This is a genomic window from Streptomyces sp. NPDC033270 (assembly GCF_055576575.1).
The window spans coordinates 47,021-65,232 of record NZ_JBVIRA010000016.1 but is presented as its reverse complement, the minus strand read 5'-3'; the positions used below and the strand labels follow the sequence as shown (position 1 = coordinate 65,232).

The window sequence follows — 18,212 nt, the reverse complement described above, 5'->3', positions numbered from 1 at the left end:
CGGCAGTTGCGAGCGGCAGGGGGCTGAGCGGCATGGCGGGGATCGACAGACGGCGGGTGCTGGCGGCGGGTGGTGGGGTGGCTCTCGCTGCCGCATTGGCCACCGCGTGCGGGTCCAACACGGGGCGTGGGGGCGGGGGTTCGGGTTCCGGGATCAGTCAGTGGTACCACCAGTACGGGGAGCCGGGGACCGAGCAGGCCGTGAAGCGGTATGCCGCGGCGTACAAGAAGGCGGAGGTGTCGGTGCAGTGGCGGCCGGGGGACTACGACCGGCAGACCGCGGCCGCCCTGCTGACCGACTCGGGGCCGGATGTGTTCGAGGTCAACGGGCCGTTGCTGGATCAGATCCAGGGCGGGCAGGTGGTCGATCTGACCGCCGAGGTCGAGCCGGTGAAGGACGACTTCAACCAGGCCGTGCTCGCGCCGAAGATCTGGCAGGACAAGATCTGGGGCATCCCGCAGGTCGTCGACATGCAGCTGCTCTACTACCGCAAGAGTGCGCTGAAGGATGCGGGGGTGGAACCGCCCCGGACGGTCGATGAGTTGGTGGACGCGGCGAAGGAGCTCAGCGGTAAGGGCGGCAAGAGCAAGGGGCTCTTCCTGGGGAACGACGGTGGGGTGGGGGTGCTCAGCGGGACGCCGCTGTTCGCCGCCGGGCTGAGTCTGATCGACGGGGACGGGAAGGTCGGGTTCGACGATCCGGCCGCGGCCCGGGTGCTGGGAAAGATCCGGCAGTTGTACGCCGACAAGTCGCTGCTGCTGGGGGCGCCCACGGACTGGTCCGATCCGGCCGCGTTCATCCAGGGGCTGACCGCGATGCAGTGGTCGGGGCTGTGGGCGCTGCCGCAGATCAAGAAGGCGCTGGGGGACGACTTCGGGGTGCTGCCGTTCCCGAAGGACGGCAGTGGAGGGAAGCCGGCCGTTCCCGTGGGGGCGTATGGCTCAGCGGTCAGTGCGCGCAGTGCGCGGAAGGCGGAGGCGAAGGCGTTCGCCAAGTGGCTGTGGGTGGAGCGGACCGACTTCCAGCGGGACTTCGCGCTGTCGTACGGGTTCCACATCCCGGCGCGGATCTCGTTGGCGAAGACGGCCGCGGAGCTGCGGGAGGGCGCGGCCGCGGACGCGGTGCGGTACGCGACGGAGTACGGCCACGCCGAGCCGCTGTTGTGGACGACGGCGGACCGTACGGCCTATCAGGACGCGCTGAGCCGGATCGTCAAGGACGGCGCCAACCCGGAGAGCGAGCTGAAGGGTGTGGTGCGGAAGGTGAATGCCGAGCTTCAGCGCGTCAAGAAGAAGTAGGGGAAGCAGAGAGAGAAGCAGAAGGAGTGATGGTGGGGGACGGGGCGGCGACGGGGTTACGGGCTCGGCTGCTCGGGCCACAGCGGCGGAATCTGTGGTTCTGGGTGTTCGTCGGGCCGTTCGCGGTCGGGCTGGGGCTGTTCACCTATGTGCCGCTGGCGTGGAGCGTCTACCTCAGCTTCTTCGACGCGCACAACACGGTCAGTCCGGCCGGCTCGGACTTCGTCGGGCTGGGCAACTACGGCGCGATGCTGAGCGATACGGCGTTCCTCGGCAGCCTGGGCACGTTTGTGCTGTTCACCGCCTTCATCGTGCCGGCCACCTACGTGCTCTCCCTCGCGCTGGCGCTGATGGTCAACCGGCTGCGTGTCGCCCAGGCCTTCTTCCGGTCGGTGTTCTTCCTGCCGACGGCGTGCTCCTATGTGGTCGCGGCGCTGATATGGAAGCTGTCGATCTTCAACGGGGTGCGGTTCGGGCTGGCCAACACCGTCCTGGGGTGGTTCGGCGCCGATCAGACGGCCTGGCTGTCGACCACCGATCCGCCCTGGTACTGGCTGGTCATCGTGACGGTACGGCTGTGGCTGCAGGCCGGCTTCTACATGATTCTGTTCCTGGCCGGGCTGCAGCGGATCTCGCCGGGGCTGTACGAGGCGGCCGCGGTGGACGGGGCGCGGCCCGGCTGGCAGACCTTCCGGCACATCACCTTTCCGCAGTTGCGGGCGACGTCCGTGGCGGTGGTGCTGCTGCTGGTGATCAACGCGTTCCAGGCGTTCGACGAGTTCTACAACCTGCTGAGCGACGCGCGCGGCTATCCGCCGTACGCCCGGCCGCCGTTGGTCTACCTCTACTACACGGCGCTGGGGCAGGACCAGAACCTCGGGCTGGGGAGTGCGGGTGCGGTGATCCTGGCGCTGATCATCGCGCTGGCGACGGTGGTGCAGGCTCGCTGGTTCGGCCTCGGCCGCAAGGGTGAGGACTGAAGGGTGAGGACTGAGGGGAGAGGAGTGAAACCCGGGATGGGTGATGCGCTGACCAGGGTGGGGCGGGCGCTGCGGGTGGTGCTGCTGATCGCGCTGGCACTGCTGTTCCTGGTCCCGTTCTATCTGCTGGTGCGGAACGGGCTGGCGACCGAGCAGGACATCACCGCTCCGCAGTGGACGTTCTTCCCGCACGATCTGCAGTGGTCGAATCTGACCGAAATCTTCCGGGATCCGAACCTCCCCATGGGGCGGGCGCTGCTCAACTCCACGCTGATCGCGGTGTCGACGACGGTCGGTACGGTCGTGCTGGCCTCGCTGGCGGGGTACGGCCTGGCCCGGATTCCCTACCGGTATGCCAACGTCGTCTTCTACGCGATCCTGGGGACGCTGATGGTGCCGGCGGCGGTGACGTTCGTACCGAGCTTTGTGCTGGTGTCCACGCTGGGGTGGATCTCGACGCTGCGCGGGCTGATCATTCCGACGCTGTTCAGCGCCTTCGCCTGCTTCGTCTTCCGGCAGTACTTCCTGGGCTTCCCCAAGGAGCTGGAGGATGCGGCGCGGGTCGACGGGCTCGGCCACTGGCGGACGTACTGGCGCATCGTGGTGCCCAACGCCCGCCCGGTCTTCGCCGCCGTCGGCACGATCGTCTTCATCGGGGCCTGGAACGCGTTCCTGTGGCCGCTGGTGATCGGGCAGGACCAGGAGACCTGGACGGTGCAGGTGGCGCTGTCCACGTTCACCACCGCGCAGAACCTCAATCTGCATGAGCTGTTCGTGGCCGCGGCGGTGTCGATCGCCCCGTTGGTGGTCGTCTTCCTGCTGCTCCAGCGGTACATCGTCGCGGGGGTGGAGCGCAGCGGGATCGATGACTGAGGCGTGGCCGGGCCACGCATCGGGTACGGTGCGTGGCATGAGCACGCACCTGGATGTCGGTGAGGCGGAGTCGCACGCACGCGGCCCCCACGGCGAGTGCGCGCCCCGCGGGCTGAGCTTCCTGCGCCGCCGGGGCCGGGTGGGCTCTCCCCCGGCCTGTTGTTCCCGTACGGCCTGACGGTTCGGTACCACCCGCCCGGACTCCGTACCGCGGCCTGACGACGGTTCGTCGCGGCCCGTGCGGGCTCGGTACGGCGGCCTGACGGTTCCCTACGGCCGGTACCGGCCGTCTCGCACCGACGACCGTCCCGACCGTCCCCTCGCGCCCTGGCGTGCGACGCCCCGCACCCTGACGCGCGACGCCCGCGCCCCCTCCCTTCCCCGCGCCCTTCCTCCAGGAGGCCCCGTTGACTCCCACCGCCACACCCACCACATCCACCACACCCGGCGCCCCCGCCCTCCGCCCCCACCGCATCCCCGCCGACGGGCTGTACGAGGGGCCGCGCAGCCTGCGGCGTACGCCCGACGGCTGGGAGGACCGCCCGTACGAGCGCTTCGAGGTGGTGCCGCAGGCCGCCACCATCGGGGCCGAGATCCGGGGGCTGGACCTGTCCCGGCCGCTGTCCGAGACGCTGCGTACGGAGCTGAACCGGGCCCTGCTGGAGTGGAAGGTACTGTTCTTCCGCGGGCAGCATCTCAGCTCCGCCGCCCAGCGCGAATTCGCCGCCAATTGGGGAGAGTTGGAGACCAATCCGCTCCTGGCGCAGGGGGATTCGAAGGATGTGGTGCGGTTCGACAAGGCCGCCGGCGGGGTCCCCACGTTCGAGAACGTATGGCACACGGATGTCACGTTCCGGGAGCGGCCGGCGCTCGGGGCGGTGTTGCAGCTGCGCGAGGTCCCGCCCGCCGGCGGGGACACGATGTGGGCCGATATGGCCGCGGCATACGACAATTTGCCTTCGAAAATCCGGACGCGGATCAATTCCGCGCGTGCGGTGCACGACTATCTACCGGGCTTCGCGCGCTTCTACTCCGAGGCTCAACTGGCGCCATTCCAGGCGGAGTTCCCTCCGGTCGAGCATCCGGTGGTGCGCAGGCACCCGGAGACCGGGCGGCGGATGCTGTTCGTCAACGCGTCCTTCACCACCCGGATCGTGGGGCTGGCGGAGACCGAGAGCGACCGGCTGCTGCGGATGCTGTTCCAGCAGGCGCACGTACCGGAGTTCCAGGTGCGGTGGCGCTGGCAGGCGGGGGACATCGCGTTCTGGGACAACCGGGCCACCCAGCACTACGCGGTGAACGACTACGGGGCGCACCGCAGGGTCGCCGAACGGGTCGCCATCGCCGGCGACCGCCCGTACTGACCCAGGGCGCGCCGCCGACCGCCCGACACGCGCCCCGCGCGTCGGCCACCCGCACCCCGGCTCGTACCCGGCGCATGCGCCGCGCCCGCCGCTACGCCGCGCCCACCCCCTCCGCCGAGCGCGCCCCGCGCAGCAGGGCCGCGCCCAGCGGGGTGAGGGTGTGCAGCACCGCGTTGCCCTGCCGCAGGGTGGTCAGCAGGCCGGCGTCGCGGAGTACGGTCGCGTGCTGGCTGGCCGACGCCAGCGAGACATCGGCGCGGCGGGCGAGTTCGCTGGTGGTGCAGCCGACGCCGATGCCCTGGAGTATCGCGGAACGGGTCTGGCCGACGAGCCGCCCGAGGGAACGTTCCTGCCCGGCGTTCGGCGTGAGACGGGGCGACTGGTGCTCCACGGGGTAGACCAGGACGGGCGTCAGGTCCGGGTTGTGGAAGGTGACCGGGGTGCGGCGGCAGAAGTACGACGGCAGCAGAAGCAGGCCCCGGCCGTTGAGATGGAGCTCGCGGTCCACCGGGTAGTCGGCCTCCAGGACCGGTGGGCGCCAGCGCATCATCGGCGGCAGCGAGGCGAGCAGACGGTCCGCGCCGCCGTCGAGCAGGGCCCGGCCGCGGGCGGCGCGGTCGGCCTCTATGCGGCCCTGGACGCGCGCCCAGTACGGGGCGACCGCCGCCTCGTAATAGCGCTGCAGTACGCCCGCGAGGCGGCCGAGGGCGCGGGTCTCGCCGTCGGCCATCGCCCGTATCCACGCGGGGAGCGGGCGGGTCGTGCTGGAGAGCCGGCCGAGCTCGTCGTGCAGCCGGGCGGCCGGTGTCTCACGCAGCGCGGCGAGCGCGTCGGCCATCCCCAGGAGCCCCTCGGCGGGCGTCAGGAAATCGGGAAAATAGCCGCGGGTGGGCACCAGCGGCGCCAGCAGACGCGCTTCGCCATTCAACCTTCCGCGCGTTTCCGATCGCCATTTGCCGAACGCCGAATCGTCGCGCCTGTCACGTAGTCGATGAAAGCTTAAGACCGTCTCCCACAGTGCGTCCGGGCGCGCCGCAATGCGCACACGGGCCAGATCGAGTCCACTGAAATGGACGCGTAACACCGAACCCCCACCTCTGGTTTCCTCAGTCGGCCCCCGGCACGCCTGAGTATGCACGCCAACACGCGCGGTCACCATGCCCTTTTGGCCAGACTTGAAAAGTGTCGCGCGACCAGGCGGCCGGGCGGAATGCTGTACTCAATTCGACGGCGGCACGAACGGCCCGGATTGCTCGATCCCGTGGGGGGTGATGGGCAAACAACCGGCCGCTCGACGGCCCCGCCGAAGGCCGCCTTCCCGCGCCGACCGGGGTGGCGGCAGCTCCCGAGGGGGGAGTCCGGAGAAAGCGTGGGCGGCACCTCCGCACAGGTGCCGCCCCCGCCCGGGAGCCCCGGGCCACCGGCCCCTCGGCAGGGCCCGCTGCGGCCAGGTTGCGGACGTTTCCGCACTTCAAACCCTCCCCACTCGACCGAGTGAACTCCCCCACTCGTCCGAGCGAGTTCCGGTGACCACCCCGCGTGGCTGCTGCGACGCTCTCCGCGTGCAGAGCCCACGGTGCCCGAGCCGCCGATGCGCCGGCCACCGTGCACAAGCCAACTCTGCTCGAACATCGCGTCCTCAAGAAGGAGTCGACCCGTGAGCGTTCGCCGTTCCCTGCCGGCCGTCCTCGGCGCCGTGGCACTCGTCCTCGGACTGTCCACCGCCGCCGCACCGTCCGCCGCCGCCGACCCCTGCGGGTTCTACGAGACCGGCAGCGACGCGTTCTACAACCACTGCACGAGCGACGGCTCCCACGTCGTCATCAAAGTGGAGGTGGCATGGGGCCCGGACTACGAGCGCTGTGTGGGCCCCGGCAGGTCGTGGCTGGGCTCGGCCGGCAGGATCCAGGGCGCGCACTACACCGGCCGCACCTGCTGACCACGGCATGGACCGCGGCACGACCAAGGCATGACGGCGGGCCCGGGGCAGCGCGCCCCGGGCCCGGCGACCCAGCGCAAGAGCGAGGGCGGCACCTCCGCACAAGGTGCCGCCCTCGTTGGGTGCCGGAGCCTACGGCCGGGCGGATGAGGGTTGGGGTTTCCCCGCCGCCGGCTCCGGTGGGCTGGTCGCCGGTCGCCGCGAACGCGCTCGGCGCCCGCGGCGACCGGAGCGGTCAGCGGCTGTCGCTGCCCTTGCTCTCCGCCGCCGCGCGGCCCGCCTCCAGTCGTGCGACCGGGATGCGGAACGGGGAGCAGGAGACGTAGTCCAGGCCCACCTCGTGGAAGAAGTGGACGGACTCCGGGTCGCCGCCGTGCTCGCCGCACACACCGAGCTTGAGGTCCGGGCGCGTGGCCCGGCCGGCCGCGGCGGCGTTGCGGACGAGCGAGCCGACGCCGTCCTTGTCGATGGTCTCGAACGGGCTGACGCCGAAGATGCCCTTCTCCAGGTACGCGGTGAAGAAGCTGGCCTCGACGTCGTCGCGGCTGAAGCCCCAGACCGTCTGCGTGAGGTCGTTGGTGCCGAAGGAGAAGAAGTCGGCGGACTCGGCGATCTGACCGGCCGTGAGGGCGGCGCGGGGCAGCTCGATCATCGTGCCGAGGGTGAGCTTGAGGTCGACGCCGTGGGTCTTCTCCACCTCGGCGATGACCTGCTCGGCCTCCTCGCGGACGATCTCCAGCTCCTGGACGGTGCCCACCAGCGGAATCATGATCTCCGCGCGCGGGTCGCCCTTGGCGTTCTTGCGCTCGGCGGCCGCCTCGGCGATCGCGCGGACCTGCATCGCGAACAGGCCGGGGATGACCAGGCCGAGGCGGACGCCGCGCAGACCCAGCATGGGGTTCTGCTCGTGCAGCTTGTGCACGGCCTGCAGCAGCCGCAGGTCGTTCTCGTTGGCGTCCTTGCGGGCCTCGGCGAGCGCGACCCGGACCGACAGCTCGGTGATGTCGGGCAGGAACTCGTGCAGCGGCGGGTCCAGCAGCCGTACGGTCACCGGCAGGCCGTCCATCGACTCGAACAGCTCGATGAAGTCGGCCTTCTGCAGGGGCAGCAGCTGGGCGAGCGCGGCGTCCCGATCGGTCTCGGTGTCGGCCAGGATGAGGCGCTCGACCATCTCGCGGCGCTCACCGAGGAACATGTGCTCGGTGCGGCACAGGCCGATGCCCTGGGCGCCGAACCGGCGGGCGCGGGCGGCGTCCTCGGCGTTGTCGGCGTTGGCCCGTACGCGCAGCCGGCGGACCCGGTCCGCGTACGCCATGATCCGGTGGACGGCCTTGACCAGCTCGTCCGCGTCGTCGGCGCCGGCGTGCATCCGGCCCTCGAAGTACTCCACGACCGGGGAGGGCACGACCGGCACCTCACCGGCGTAGACCTTGCCGGTGGAGCCGTCGATGGAGACGACGTCGCCCTCTTCGATGACGGTGCCGTCGCCGGTCGTCATCCGGCGGGACTTGGTGTCGACCTCCAGCTCCTCGGCGCCGCAGACACAGGTCTTGCCCATGCCGCGGGCGACGACGGCGGCGTGCGAGGTCTTGCCGCCGCGGGAGGTGAGGATGCCCTCGGCGGCGATCATGCCGTTGAGGTCGTCGGGGTTGGTCTCCCGGCGGATCAGGATGACCTTCTCGCCGGAGCGCGACCACTTGACGGCGGTGTACGAGTCGAAGACGGCCTTGCCGACCGCCGCGCCCGGGGAGGCGGCGATGCCGCGGCCGATCATCTCGGACTTCGCGCCCAGGTCGAAGCGGGGGAACATCAGCTGGGCGAGCTGCGCGCCGTTGACCCGCTGGAGGGCCTCGGCCTCGTCGATCAGGCCCTGGTCGACGAGCTGGGTGGCGATCCGGAAGGCGGCACCGGCGGTGCGCTTGCCGACCCGGGTCTGCAGCATCCACAGCTTGCCGCGCTCGATGGTGAACTCGATGTCGCACAGGTCCTTGTAGTGCGTCTCGAGCGTCTCCATGATCTGCATCAGCTGGTCGTAGGACGCCTTGTCGATCTGCTCCAGGTCCGCGAGCGGGACCGTGTTGCGGATACCGGCGACGACGTCCTCGCCCTGCGCGTTCTGCAGGTAGTCGCCGTAGACGCCCTGGTGGCCGCTGGCGGGGTCGCGGGTGAAGGCGACGCCGGTGCCGGAGTCGGGGCCGAGGTTGCCGAAGACCATGGAGCAGACGTTGACGGCCGTGCCGAGGTCGCCGGGGATGCGCTCCTGGCGGCGGTAGAGCTTGGCGCGGTCGGTGTTCCAGGAGTCGAAGACCGCGCGGACGGCGAGGTCCATCTGCTCGCGCGGGTCCTGCGGGAAGTCCCGGCCGGTCTCCTTGGCGACGATGTCCTTGAAGTCCGCGACCAGGCCCTTGAGGTCCTTGGCGTCCAGGTCGACGTCGACGCGGACGCCCTTGGCCTGCTTGGCCTCCTCCAGCGCGTCCTCGAAGAGCTCGCCGTCGACGCCCAGCACGGTCTTGCCGAACATCTGGATGAGGCGGCGGTAGGAGTCCCACGCGAACCGCTCGTCGCCGGCCTGCGCGGCGAGGCCGGAAACCGACGCGTCGGAGAGGCCGATGTTGAGGACGGTGTCCATCATGCCGGGCATGGAGAACTTCGCCCCGGAACGCACCGATACGAGCAGCGGGTCGTCGGCCTGGCCGAGCTTCTTGCCCATCTTCCGCTCAAGGGCGTCGAGGTGCTCGGAGACCTCGGCACGCAGTGCCGCGGGCTCGGTGCCGCTCTCCAGGTAGACCTTGCAGGCCTCGGTGGTGATCGTGAAGCCCGGAGGGACGGGAAGCCCCAGGTTGGTCATCTCGGCAAGGTTCGCACCCTTGCCGCCTAGGAGGTCCTTGAGCTCCTTGTTGCCCTCGGTGAAGTCGTAGACGAACTTCGCGGACGAAGGCTGGGTTACGTGGGGATCTTGTGTTTCCGGCACGGCACTGACTCCTCGCCGACGGGCTGCCCTGACGGCGAGGAACATACCCAGATCGAAGGCGTATGGGTACGTCCACTTGGTCGACATACGCGTGTAACCAGGCGTGCGCCAGCAGATCGAAAGTGATCATGCGTTCTCGGCTGTGTTTACTGCCTGAATGCATCACTCCGCTACGCAATCAGAGCAGGGGAGTCTCGTCACGCAGAGCAATCCATGACTTGATCAGTCGAACACATGACGCGTGGCACCGGGTGCCACCATTGGAGAGGTGGAGCCCGGCGCACTTCGCTCATCTGAGCGCGCCGCCTATCAGGGGTGGCGAGAATCACGCGCTCATGTGTGCTGGGGTCCCATCATTTGGACCCCCTACGGCGACTATCCGATCCAGGAACGCGTCGACGAGGGTGCGTGCCCGCTCCCGTACGGCCGGCAGATCTGCACGCAATTCGGCCACCAGCCGATCCGGGTCGGCCCCCAGTCCGGCCGCGACCTCCTCCCCGCCGTTGTCGAACCAGGCCCGCAGCACCTCCGGCGTCAGTTCCGGATGGAACTGCAGGCCCAACGAGCGGCCGCACACGAAGGCCTGCGAGGCGTAGGCGTTGCGCGCCACCTCCCGGGCGCCCGACGGCAGCGTCCAGCGCTCGCCGTGGAACTGGAACCAGGGGCCGGGCCCGACCAGTTCGGGGGCGTCGGTGGTGATGCGGCTCCAGCCGAGCTCGAAGCGCGGCGCCACCGCCACCTCCCCGCCCAGCGCCGCGGCCAGCATCTGCCCGCCGAAGCAGATCCCGAGCACGGGTATCCCGGCGTCGTGCGCCGAGCGCAGCAGGGCCAGCTCCGCCTCGATCCAGGCGTTCCGTCGTGCCACCGACCACGGGGCACCGAGCGTCAGGATCAGGCCATAGTTCCCGGCCGGCGGGAAGGCCACGTCCACGTCCGGGTTCGTATACCGCTCGGCCGGCACCACGTGCAGTTCGTCGAGCTCATAGCCCCGCTCGGCCAGCCGCTCGCCGACATGGCCCGCGGTGGACAGATGGTCGTGCACGATGACCAAGGCGCGCATGGGTGGTGCTCCCCTCCTCGTGTCCGGGCCCTGCGGGTCCGGTGGACGCCTGCCGAAGCAACTCTTTTGAATGCAAACTTCAATTGTCCCCGGCCCGGGTCACCGTCGCGAGGCCTTTCCCGGTACGCCCGCGGAGCAGCGGGACGAGCGCCAGCGCCCCGAGCAGGGCGCCGACGGCGACCGGCAGGGCGGTGGCGTGCAGGGCTTCGGCGGATGCGGCCGCGGCGGCGGACACGGATGCGGAGGCGGCCTGGGGCCCGGCCGCCGGCGGCCCGTCGGCCAGGGACAGAAAGATGCTGCCGTACGTGGCGACGCCGACCACCTGGGCGAGCTGCGGGACGGTGGTGAGCACCCCGCTGGCATCGGCGGCATCGGCGGGGGCGATGCCGGACAGGGCGAGGGTCAGCAGCGGGCTGGTGGTGTAGCCGAGGCCGAGCCCCCACAGCAGCTGGAGCACCAGCAGTACGAGACCGCCCCGGCCGCCCGCGCGCAGGGTGAGGCCGATGCCGAGATAGCCGACCGCGGCCAGGACGCAGGCGGCGGCGATCATCCGCAACTGCCAGTGGGCGGGCAGCTTCTGCCAGGTGAGGCTGCCGGTGGCGACGCCGACGGCCAGCGGTGCGAAGGTCAGCCCGGCCCGGATCGCGGACTCGCCGAGCCCCGACTGCAGATGCTGGGAGAAGGAGAAGAGGAAACCGGCGTAACCAGCCATGCTGAAAAAGAGGGCGGCCGCACCGCACACCAGGTCCCGCGACCTCAGCACCCGGCCGGGGACGAGCGGCGCGCCGCCGCGGCGGGCAACCCTCCGCTCGACCAGCACGAACAGCGCGAACGCCGGGGCCGCGGCGAGCAGAGCGCCGGTGGCCCACCGCGGCCAGTGCTGCTCATGGCCCAGCACCAGAGGCACGACCAGCAGTAGCAGCGCGGTGGTCAGCGTGAGGAGGCCGGGCAGGTCCAGCCCCTTGGGCGACGGTGCTGTCCGGCGGGGCAGCAGCCGCAGCGCGGCGACCAGCAGCGCCGACCCCACCGGCACATTGATCAGGAAGACCGGGCGCCAGCCGGTGCCGAACAGGTCCGCGCTGACCAGCAGTCCGCCGGCGACCTGGCCGACCACCACGGCGAGTGCGATCACCGTCGCGTACAGGCTCAACGCCCGGGCCCTGGCCCGTCCTTCGAACGTCAGCTGAATCAGGCTGTAGATCTGGGGAACCATCAGCCCCGCGCCGATGCCCTGCACCACACGGGCGCCGATCAGCACCCCTGCCCCGGGGGCCAGTCCGCAGCCGAACGAGGCCAGGGTGAAGGTGGCCAGGCCGAGCAGGAAGACGGTGCGGAATCCGTGCCGGGCGCCGAGCCGGGCACCGGTTATCAGCAGCGCGGCATAGGAAATCGTATAGCCGGCGACAATCAACTGGAGTGCGGAACCGGTGGCATGGAGATCGGTGCGTATGGTCGGGGTGGCGACATTGACGACGGTCGCGTCCAGCAGCGCCATGAATACCGCACCGAGAACGACGAGGAGAATCCCGTTGGGGTGCGGTCGGTTTCTCTTCCGGTGGGGCGGGGCGGTCGGCGTCGGCCGCGTTGCGGGGATATCCGGTTCGTAGGTCAGCTCGCTCATGACAGCGATGATCACGGCCGTCGTATTCGGGTACCAGAGATCCAGTGATCCTGGTACCGGCGGTATCTGGCACGGCGTGACGGCATCCCGCATGATGGTGCGGTGTCAGCGATCACCACCCGTTCCGCAACCGCCGCGGCCTCCCGGCGCGGTGAACTCGCCGCGTTTCTGCGCCTGCGCCGGGAGCGCATCACGCCCGAGGACGTGGGCCTGCCCGGCGGGCCGCGGCGGCGCACCCCGGGGCTGCGCCGCGAGGAGGTCGCCCAGCGCGCCGGTGTCGGGGTGGCCTGGTACACGTGGCTTGAGCAGGGCCGGGCGATCAACCCGAGCGTGCAGGTGCTGGACGCCATCGCCCGGGCGCTGCTGCTCGGCCCGGAGGAGCGCGCCCATCTGCACCGGCTCGCCGGTGTGCCCGGCGCCGTCGGCTGCCCCCCGGCCCGGCATCCGCTGCCGCCCGAGGCGCAGGCCATGCAGACCATTCTGGATTCGTTGAGCCCCTTGCCGGCGAGCATGGTGTCCGCCGGTTATGACGTACTGGCCTTCAATGACGCATACGCCGCGCTCGACCCGCGGATGGAGCTGCTTTCGCCGCCCGACCGCAATGTGCTGTGGCGGCTTTTCACGGCGGACGAGGTGAGTCAGCCGCTGGTCGACTGGGAACGGGAAGTCTCCTTCATGGTCGGGCAGTTGCGGGCCGAATTCGGCCGGCGACTGACCGATCCGCACTGGCGCGCGTACATCCGGAAACTCTCCGAGGCCAGCCCGCTTTTCGTGGAATTGTGGGCCCGGCACGAAGTCTCGGCCCCGGTCACCCACCGCAAGCAATTCCGTACCGCCGACGGCCGCACGGTCGCGATCACCGCCACGGGTTTCACGACGACCGCCGTCGCCGACGCCAAGATGTGGGTCTATACGCCCGCCGACCAGGATGCGGTCCGGGTGATCGGTGAACTGCTCGACCGCTACCGGGAGATCGGCGCGGCGGGGCTGGTCGCCGCGGGGGCGGGCCGGCGGACGGAGGGCTGAAGACTGAGGACTGAGGCGGAGCGCTGCAGGCTGAGGGCTGAGGCGGAGCGCTGCAGGCTGAGGGCTGAGGCGGAGCGCTGAGAGGCGCCCGGCCCTACAGCTTCGCCCGCCGTCCGCTGCGCCGCGGCGGCGGGGCCTGGCCGTCCAGCAGCTCCAGTCGCCGCTGGGCGCCCCGGGTCTCGACCTGCACCACGACCCGGCGCAGCAGATCCGCCAGGTCCAGCGCCTCGTCGTCGCTCAACCCCTCGGTGACGAAGGCCTCTTCGGCGTTGAACTCCGGGACGACCCGGGTCATCAGCCGCTCGCCCTCGGGCGTCGGCGAGAGCAGGGCGAGCCGCCCGTCGTCCGGGTGCGCCCTGCGCTCCAGCAGGCCACGGCCCTGGAGGGTACGGGCGACGCCGGTGAGGGTGCCCTTGGAGATGCCCGCCTCCTCGGCGACCCTGCGGGTCTCCGTCTCGCCCCGGATCCACACCACCCACAGCACGACGAAGGACGTCCAGGTCAGATCGACGCCGCGCAGCACGGAGTTCTCGAAGTGCTGACGCACCGCCGCCGCCGCGCGGTAGATGTTGGCCACCGCGGCCATCTGCTCGTAACGGACGGGAGTGTCACCGAGCTTGGCCTGGACCGCCCGCTCGGTGTCCGCGGCGTTCCCGGGCTTCTCGGTATCGCCGGGCTTCTCGGTATCCCCGGCCTCCTTGGTGTCCGCGGCCCGCTCGGTGCACCCGATGACACGCTCTTCGTCCACCGCAGCTTCTCCCTCGGCGTCCACCGCAGCTTCTCCCTCGGCGTCTTCCCCGGTGCCTGCCCGTGGCCTGCCGGGTGCGGTGCCGCGCGGCCGTGGGATCAGCCGCGCCCGCACCCCCGTACGGACTCAAACGGTATCGCGGTGCTCCCCGCCCGACCCTCATCCGAGGCGCCGACACGCCCGCTCCGCCGCGAACCCCCGTACCGCGGCGCAGCGGGGCGTGTCGGTGTGACACCGGTAATGCTGCTGCGCCGAGGCGTGGGGCGCCTCACCATCAGGGGGGATATGCCGGCGTCCGGCTCCCCCGCTGGGGGGAGCCGTGCCGTGCGACGAGGCGCCCGCCGGGTGCGGCCGGTCTCAGCCGCCCGACGTGTCCAGCTCCGCGTCCGCGTCGACGCCCCTGCAGTCGTAGGGGTCGTCCAGCCAGCCGTCCGGCAGGACCACGCGGTTGCGGCCCGACGTACGGCCGCGCGGGCCGTCCGCGCCCACCGGCCAGGGCTGGTCGAGGTCCAGCTCCGACAGCAGCGCGTCCAGTTCGTCGAGCGAGGAGGTGACCGCGAGGCTGCGGCGCATCTCGGAGCCGATCGAGAAACCCTTGGTGTACCAGGCGACGTGCTTACGGAAGTCGATCACGCCGCGCGCCTCGTCGCCGATCCACTCGCCGAGCAGCGTGGCGTGCCGCAGCATCACCGCCGCGACCTCCTTGAGCGTCGGCTGCGCGTACGTGCCCGTGCCTTCGAAGGCGGCCACCAGGTCGCCGAACAGCCAGGGCCGCCCCAAGCAGCCGCGGCCCACGACCACCCCGTCGCAGCCGGTCTCCCGCATCATCCGCTGGGCGTCGTCCGCCGACCAGATGTCGCCGTTGCCGAGCACCGGGATCTCGGGGACATGCTCCTTGAGGCGGGCGATGGCGTCCCAGTCGGCGGTGCCGCCGTAGTGCTGGGAGGCGGTCCGGCCGTGCAGGGCGATCGCCGTGACGCCCTCCTCGGCCGCGATCCGACCCGCGTCCAGGTAGGTGATGTGGTCGTCGTCGATGCCCTTGCGCATCTTCATCGTCACCGGCAGGGCGCCCGCGTTCGCCACCGCCTCGCGCAGGATGGAGCGCAGCAGGTTGCGCTTGTACGGCAGCGCGGAGCCGCCGCCCTTGCGGGTCACCTTCGGGACCGGGCAGCCGAAGTTGAGATCGATGTGGTCGGCGAGGTCCTCCTCCGCGATCATGCGGGCGGCCTTGCCGACGGTGTCCGGGTCGACGCCGTACAGCTGGATCGAGCGCGGCTTCTCGGTCTCGTCGAAGTGGATCAGCTGCATGGTCTTCTCGTTGCGCTCGACCAGCGCCCGCGTCGTGATCATCTCGCTGACGAAGAGGCCCTTGCCGCCGGAGAACTCCCGGCACAGCGTCCGGAACGGGGCGTTGGTGATCCCCGCCATCGGCGCGAGGACCACGGGCGGCTGCACCGCGTGCGGACCGATCTGCAGCAGAGTCATGGCGGCGATACCTTCGGCTTTCTTCGGCTTCCGTTGGCGGGGCGGCGGGCCTCGGCCGTACGGGGTGTCCGGCCGCTGCGACCTCCCATTGTCCCGCACCGCGGGAGTGGCCCTGCCAGAGCCGACCGGCCCAGATGGTTGTAGCGTTCAACCATGCCTGACCTCAGCCGCCGGCGTCGACTCCTGGTACTGGCGATCTGCTGCCTGAGCCTGCTGATCGTCAGCCTCGACAACACCGTCCTCAACGTCGCCCTGCCCGCCATGCAGCGCGAGCTGAACGCCTCGGTCGCCGGTATGCAGTGGACGATCGACGCCTACACGCTGGTGCTGGCGTCGCTGCTGATGCTGGCCGGGTCGACCGCCGACCGGCTCGGGCGGCGGCGGGTCTTCCTGGTCGGGCTGGTGGTCTTCGCGATCGGCTCGCTGCTGTGCAGCCTGGCGCCGGACCTGGGGTGGCTGGTGGTCTTCCGGATGGTGCAGGCGGTCGGCGGCTCGATGCTCAACCCCGTCGCGATGTCGATCATCACCAACACCTTCACCGAGCCCCGGGAGCGGGCCCGTGCGATCGGGGTGTGGGGCGGCGTCGTCGGCATCAGCATGGCGGCCGGGCCGGTGATCGGCGGGCTGCTGGTGCAGAGCGTCGGCTGGCGCTCGATCTTCTGGATCAACGTCCCGATCGGCGCCCTCGCGCTCCTGCTCACCCTGCGCTACGTGCCCGAATCGCGCGCCCCCCGGCCGCGCCGGGTCGACCCGGTCGGCCAGCTGCTGGTGATCACGCTGCTGGGGTCGCTGACGTACGCGATCATCGAGGCGCCGGAGGCCGGCTGGGCGTCCACCGAGATCCTGGTGTGCGTGCTGGTGGCGGTGGTCTCGCTGGCGGCGCTGATCGGTTACGAGCGGCGCCGCGCCGAGCCCCTGCTCGATCTGCGGTTCTTCCACAGCGCCCCGTTCAGCGGCGCCACCGTCGTGGCGGTCTGCGCCTTCGCCGCGCTCGGCGGCTTCCTCTTCATCAACACCCTGTACCTGCAGAACATCCGCGGGCTGTCCGCGCTGTCCGCCGGGCTCTACATGCTGCCGATGGCCGGGATGACGCTGATCTGGGCGCCGGTGTCGGGGCGGCTGGTGGGCGGCCGCGGGCCCCGGCTGCCGCTGCTGCTCGCCGGTACCGCGATGGGCGCCAGCGGAGTGCTCTTCGCCGCCTTCGACGCGCCGTCGTCCGCTGCCCTGATGTTCACCGGCTACGTCCTCTTCGGTATCGGCTTCGGCCTGGTCAACGCGCCGATCACCAACACCGCGGTGTCCGGCATGCCGCGCGCCCAGGCCGGGGTGGCCGCCGCCGTGGCCTCCACCAGCCGGCAGGTGGGGCAGTCCCTCGGCGTCGCGGTGATCGGCGCCGTACTGGCGAGCGGGGCGCACGCCGCCGCCACCGCGGACCAGTTCCTCGCGGCCGGCCGCCCCGCCTGGTGGATCATCACCGGCTGCGGCGCCGCCGTCCTGCTGCTCGGCGCCCTGACGACGGGCCGGTGGGCGAGGGCGACGGCGGCCCGCACGGCGGCACTGTTCGAGGAGGAGCGGCGGGGGGAGCGGGCGGAGGGGGCGCGGTCGTGAGGAGGGGGCGAGGGACTCGGCCGGATGTGCGGCCGGGGGGCTCGGCCGGGGCGGCGCGCGGTCGTGAGGACCGGCCGGGGGGGGCGCGCGGTCGTCCTCGGCCGCGAATACCTCTCCGCCCGGGAATGCCTCTCGCGCCCGCCACGTTGTGGCCCCGCAGGGGGCGCTCGCATCCCCTACGGGATCTGTTCCCCCACCCCTTACGGCCCGCCCCCACACCGGCCCGCGCCACACCGGCCCGCCCCGTCTACGCCGCGGCCCGCCCCGCCAGCTCCTCCAGCTGCTGCAGCCGCTCGCGGGACGCCTCGTCCACGGGGGTGTACGACAGCAGCTTGGGCCCGGGGTTGGGCCCCGTCCACAGGCTCGTCGCCGTCAGCTGCAGTACGCCCACCCGCGGATGCCGGAAGAGCTTGACGGAGCTCATCGGGCGGACGACCTCGTGCTGCGCCCAGATCTCCCGGAATTCGGGCGAGGCCTCCGTCAGCCGCGCGACCAGCGCCTTCCAGGCCGGCTCCGCGACATGCTCGGCCATCGAGGCCCGGAACTTGGCGGCCATCACCCGCATCGTGGCGTCCAGATCGACCACACTCGCCCGCCACTGGGGGTGGGTGAACGCCAGCCACATGCAGTTGCGGTCCTCCTCGGGCAGCGCGTCGAGATCGCACATCAGCTGCCCGTAGGTGCTGTTGTAGGCGAGGATGTCGAACCGGCTGTTCTGTACGACCGCCGGGAACGGGGCGAGCTGCCCCAGGATCTGCCGCAACTCGCGCGGTACGCCCGTGCACTCCCTGCCCGGCAGCGGGTCGACCGCCCCGGCCAGCGCGAAGAGGTGACTGCGCTCGGCGCGGTCGAGCAGCAGTGCGCGGGCCACCGCGTCCAGGACCTGCGGTGAGACGTGGATGTCCCGGGCCTGTTCGAGCCAGGTGTACCAGGTGACGCCGACCGCCCCCAGGTGCGCGACCTCCTCGCGGCGCAGTCCCGGGGTGCGCCGACGTCTGCCGCGCGGCAGGCCGACCTGCTCGGGAGTGATCCGCTCGCGGCGGCTGCGCAGGAAGGCGGCCAGCTCGGCCCGGCGGGCGGCGTCGTCGCGCGGGGCGGCGACGGCCGGCGGGACGGCGGCGGCAACGGGACGTGTGGCAGCCTGCGTCAGGGGCGCGTCGACGGTCATGCCTCCAGCGTGCCGCAGGCCCCAGCCGGTTGCCAGGTAGCACGGGTACCAGGATAAGGACACTCTGGTAC

At 71.2% G+C, this 18,212-nt stretch carries 15 protein-coding genes; 8 read left to right on the top strand and 7 right to left on the bottom strand.

All coding sequences use genetic code 11. From position 1 onward, the window contains the following. The first annotated feature begins 32 nt into the window (after positions 1 to 32). The 5 genes from ACZ5XZ_RS22375 to ACZ5XZ_RS22355 all read left to right on the top strand — a co-directional run bounded on the left by ACZ5XZ_RS22375 (position 33) and on the right by ACZ5XZ_RS22355 (position 4,515). Positions 33 to 1,298 (top strand): ABC transporter substrate-binding protein, encoded by a 1,266-nt coding sequence (locus ACZ5XZ_RS22375; protein WP_468980651.1) that lies wholly within the window; start codon positions 33 to 35, stop codon positions 1,296 to 1,298. A gap of 29 nt (positions 1,299 to 1,327) precedes the next feature. Then, the gene (locus ACZ5XZ_RS22370; protein ID WP_468980648.1) at positions 1,328 to 2,278 is read left to right on the top strand and encodes a carbohydrate ABC transporter permease; all 951 of its coding nucleotides are present in this window, start codon (positions 1,328 to 1,330) and stop codon (positions 2,276 to 2,278) included. A 36-nt stretch (positions 2,279 to 2,314) separates the two neighbouring features. Continuing rightward, complete coding sequence (locus tag ACZ5XZ_RS22365; protein ID WP_468980646.1) at positions 2,315 to 3,151, top strand: carbohydrate ABC transporter permease; 837 nt, start codon at positions 2,315 to 2,317, stop codon at positions 3,149 to 3,151. Positions 3,152 to 3,188: 37 nt separating this feature from the next. Beyond that, on the top strand, positions 3,189 to 3,329 hold the full coding sequence (locus tag ACZ5XZ_RS22360) for a hypothetical protein (protein ID WP_468980643.1): 141 nt from the start codon (positions 3,189 to 3,191) through the stop codon (positions 3,327 to 3,329). Positions 3,330 to 3,558: 229 nt separating this feature from the next. Then, positions 3,559 to 4,515 carry a TauD/TfdA dioxygenase family protein gene (locus ACZ5XZ_RS22355; protein WP_468980641.1) on the top strand — a complete coding sequence of 319 codons (957 nt, stop codon included), beginning with the start codon at positions 3,559 to 3,561 and terminating at the stop codon, positions 4,513 to 4,515. Positions 4,516 to 4,606: 91 nt separating this feature from the next. On the opposite strand, the gene ACZ5XZ_RS22350 is transcribed toward ACZ5XZ_RS22355, so the two are convergent. Then, positions 4,607 to 5,443, bottom strand: coding sequence for an ArsR/SmtB family transcription factor (locus tag ACZ5XZ_RS22350; protein ID WP_468980640.1), 837 nt, complete (start codon positions 5,441 to 5,443; stop codon positions 4,607 to 4,609). Positions 5,444 to 6,172: 729 nt separating this feature from the next. On the opposite strand from ACZ5XZ_RS22350, the gene ACZ5XZ_RS22345 reads away from it, so the two are divergent. Continuing rightward, positions 6,173 to 6,454 (top strand): DUF6355 family natural product biosynthesis protein, encoded by a 282-nt coding sequence (locus ACZ5XZ_RS22345; RefSeq protein ID WP_468980636.1) that lies wholly within the window; start codon positions 6,173 to 6,175, stop codon positions 6,452 to 6,454. A gap of 235 nt (positions 6,455 to 6,689) precedes the next feature. Here ACZ5XZ_RS22345 and ppdK read toward each other — a convergent pair whose 3' ends face one another. The 3 genes from ppdK to ACZ5XZ_RS22330 form a co-directional block, all read right to left on the bottom strand. Next, complete coding sequence (gene ppdK, locus ACZ5XZ_RS22340) at positions 6,690 to 9,470, bottom strand: pyruvate, phosphate dikinase (RefSeq protein ID WP_468980900.1); 2,781 nt, start codon at positions 9,468 to 9,470, stop codon at positions 6,690 to 6,692. 280 nt (positions 9,471 to 9,750) lie between these two features. Beyond that, entirely contained in the window at positions 9,751 to 10,485 is a 735-nt protein-coding gene (locus ACZ5XZ_RS22335) for a type 1 glutamine amidotransferase (protein WP_468980633.1), read from the bottom strand. Between the two features lie 79 nt (positions 10,486 to 10,564). Continuing rightward, positions 10,565 to 12,106 carry an MFS transporter gene (locus ACZ5XZ_RS22330; RefSeq protein WP_468980631.1) on the bottom strand — a complete coding sequence of 514 codons (1,542 nt, stop codon included), beginning with the start codon at positions 12,104 to 12,106 and terminating at the stop codon, positions 10,565 to 10,567. 102 nt (positions 12,107 to 12,208) lie between these two features. On the opposite strand from ACZ5XZ_RS22330, the gene ACZ5XZ_RS22325 reads away from it, so the two are divergent. Further along, the gene (locus ACZ5XZ_RS22325) at positions 12,209 to 13,132 is read left to right on the top strand and encodes a helix-turn-helix transcriptional regulator (RefSeq protein WP_468980629.1); all 924 of its coding nucleotides are present in this window, start codon (positions 12,209 to 12,211) and stop codon (positions 13,130 to 13,132) included. Between the two features lie 94 nt (positions 13,133 to 13,226). On the opposite strand, the gene ACZ5XZ_RS22320 is transcribed toward ACZ5XZ_RS22325, so the two are convergent. Both ACZ5XZ_RS22320 and dusB read right to left on the bottom strand, forming a co-directional pair. Further along, entirely contained in the window at positions 13,227 to 13,880 is a 654-nt protein-coding gene (locus ACZ5XZ_RS22320; RefSeq protein ID WP_468980626.1) for a MarR family winged helix-turn-helix transcriptional regulator, read from the bottom strand. Positions 13,881 to 14,237: 357 nt separating this feature from the next. Next, positions 14,238 to 15,365: a tRNA dihydrouridine synthase DusB gene (gene dusB, locus ACZ5XZ_RS22315; protein WP_468980624.1), complete on the bottom strand. Its 1,128-nt coding sequence runs from the start codon at positions 15,363 to 15,365 to the stop codon at positions 14,238 to 14,240. A 153-nt stretch (positions 15,366 to 15,518) separates the two neighbouring features. Here dusB and ACZ5XZ_RS22310 point away from each other — a divergent pair, with 153 nt between their 5' ends. Continuing rightward, positions 15,519 to 16,973, top strand: a complete 1,455-nt coding sequence (locus tag ACZ5XZ_RS22310) for an MFS transporter (protein ID WP_468980621.1) — start codon at positions 15,519 to 15,521, stop codon at positions 16,971 to 16,973. A gap of 247 nt (positions 16,974 to 17,220) precedes the next feature. On the opposite strand, the gene ACZ5XZ_RS22305 is transcribed toward ACZ5XZ_RS22310, so the two are convergent. Beyond that, entirely contained in the window at positions 17,221 to 18,141 is a 921-nt protein-coding gene (locus ACZ5XZ_RS22305) for a helix-turn-helix transcriptional regulator (protein WP_468980620.1), read from the bottom strand. Positions 18,142 to 18,212: the final 71 nt, after the last annotated feature.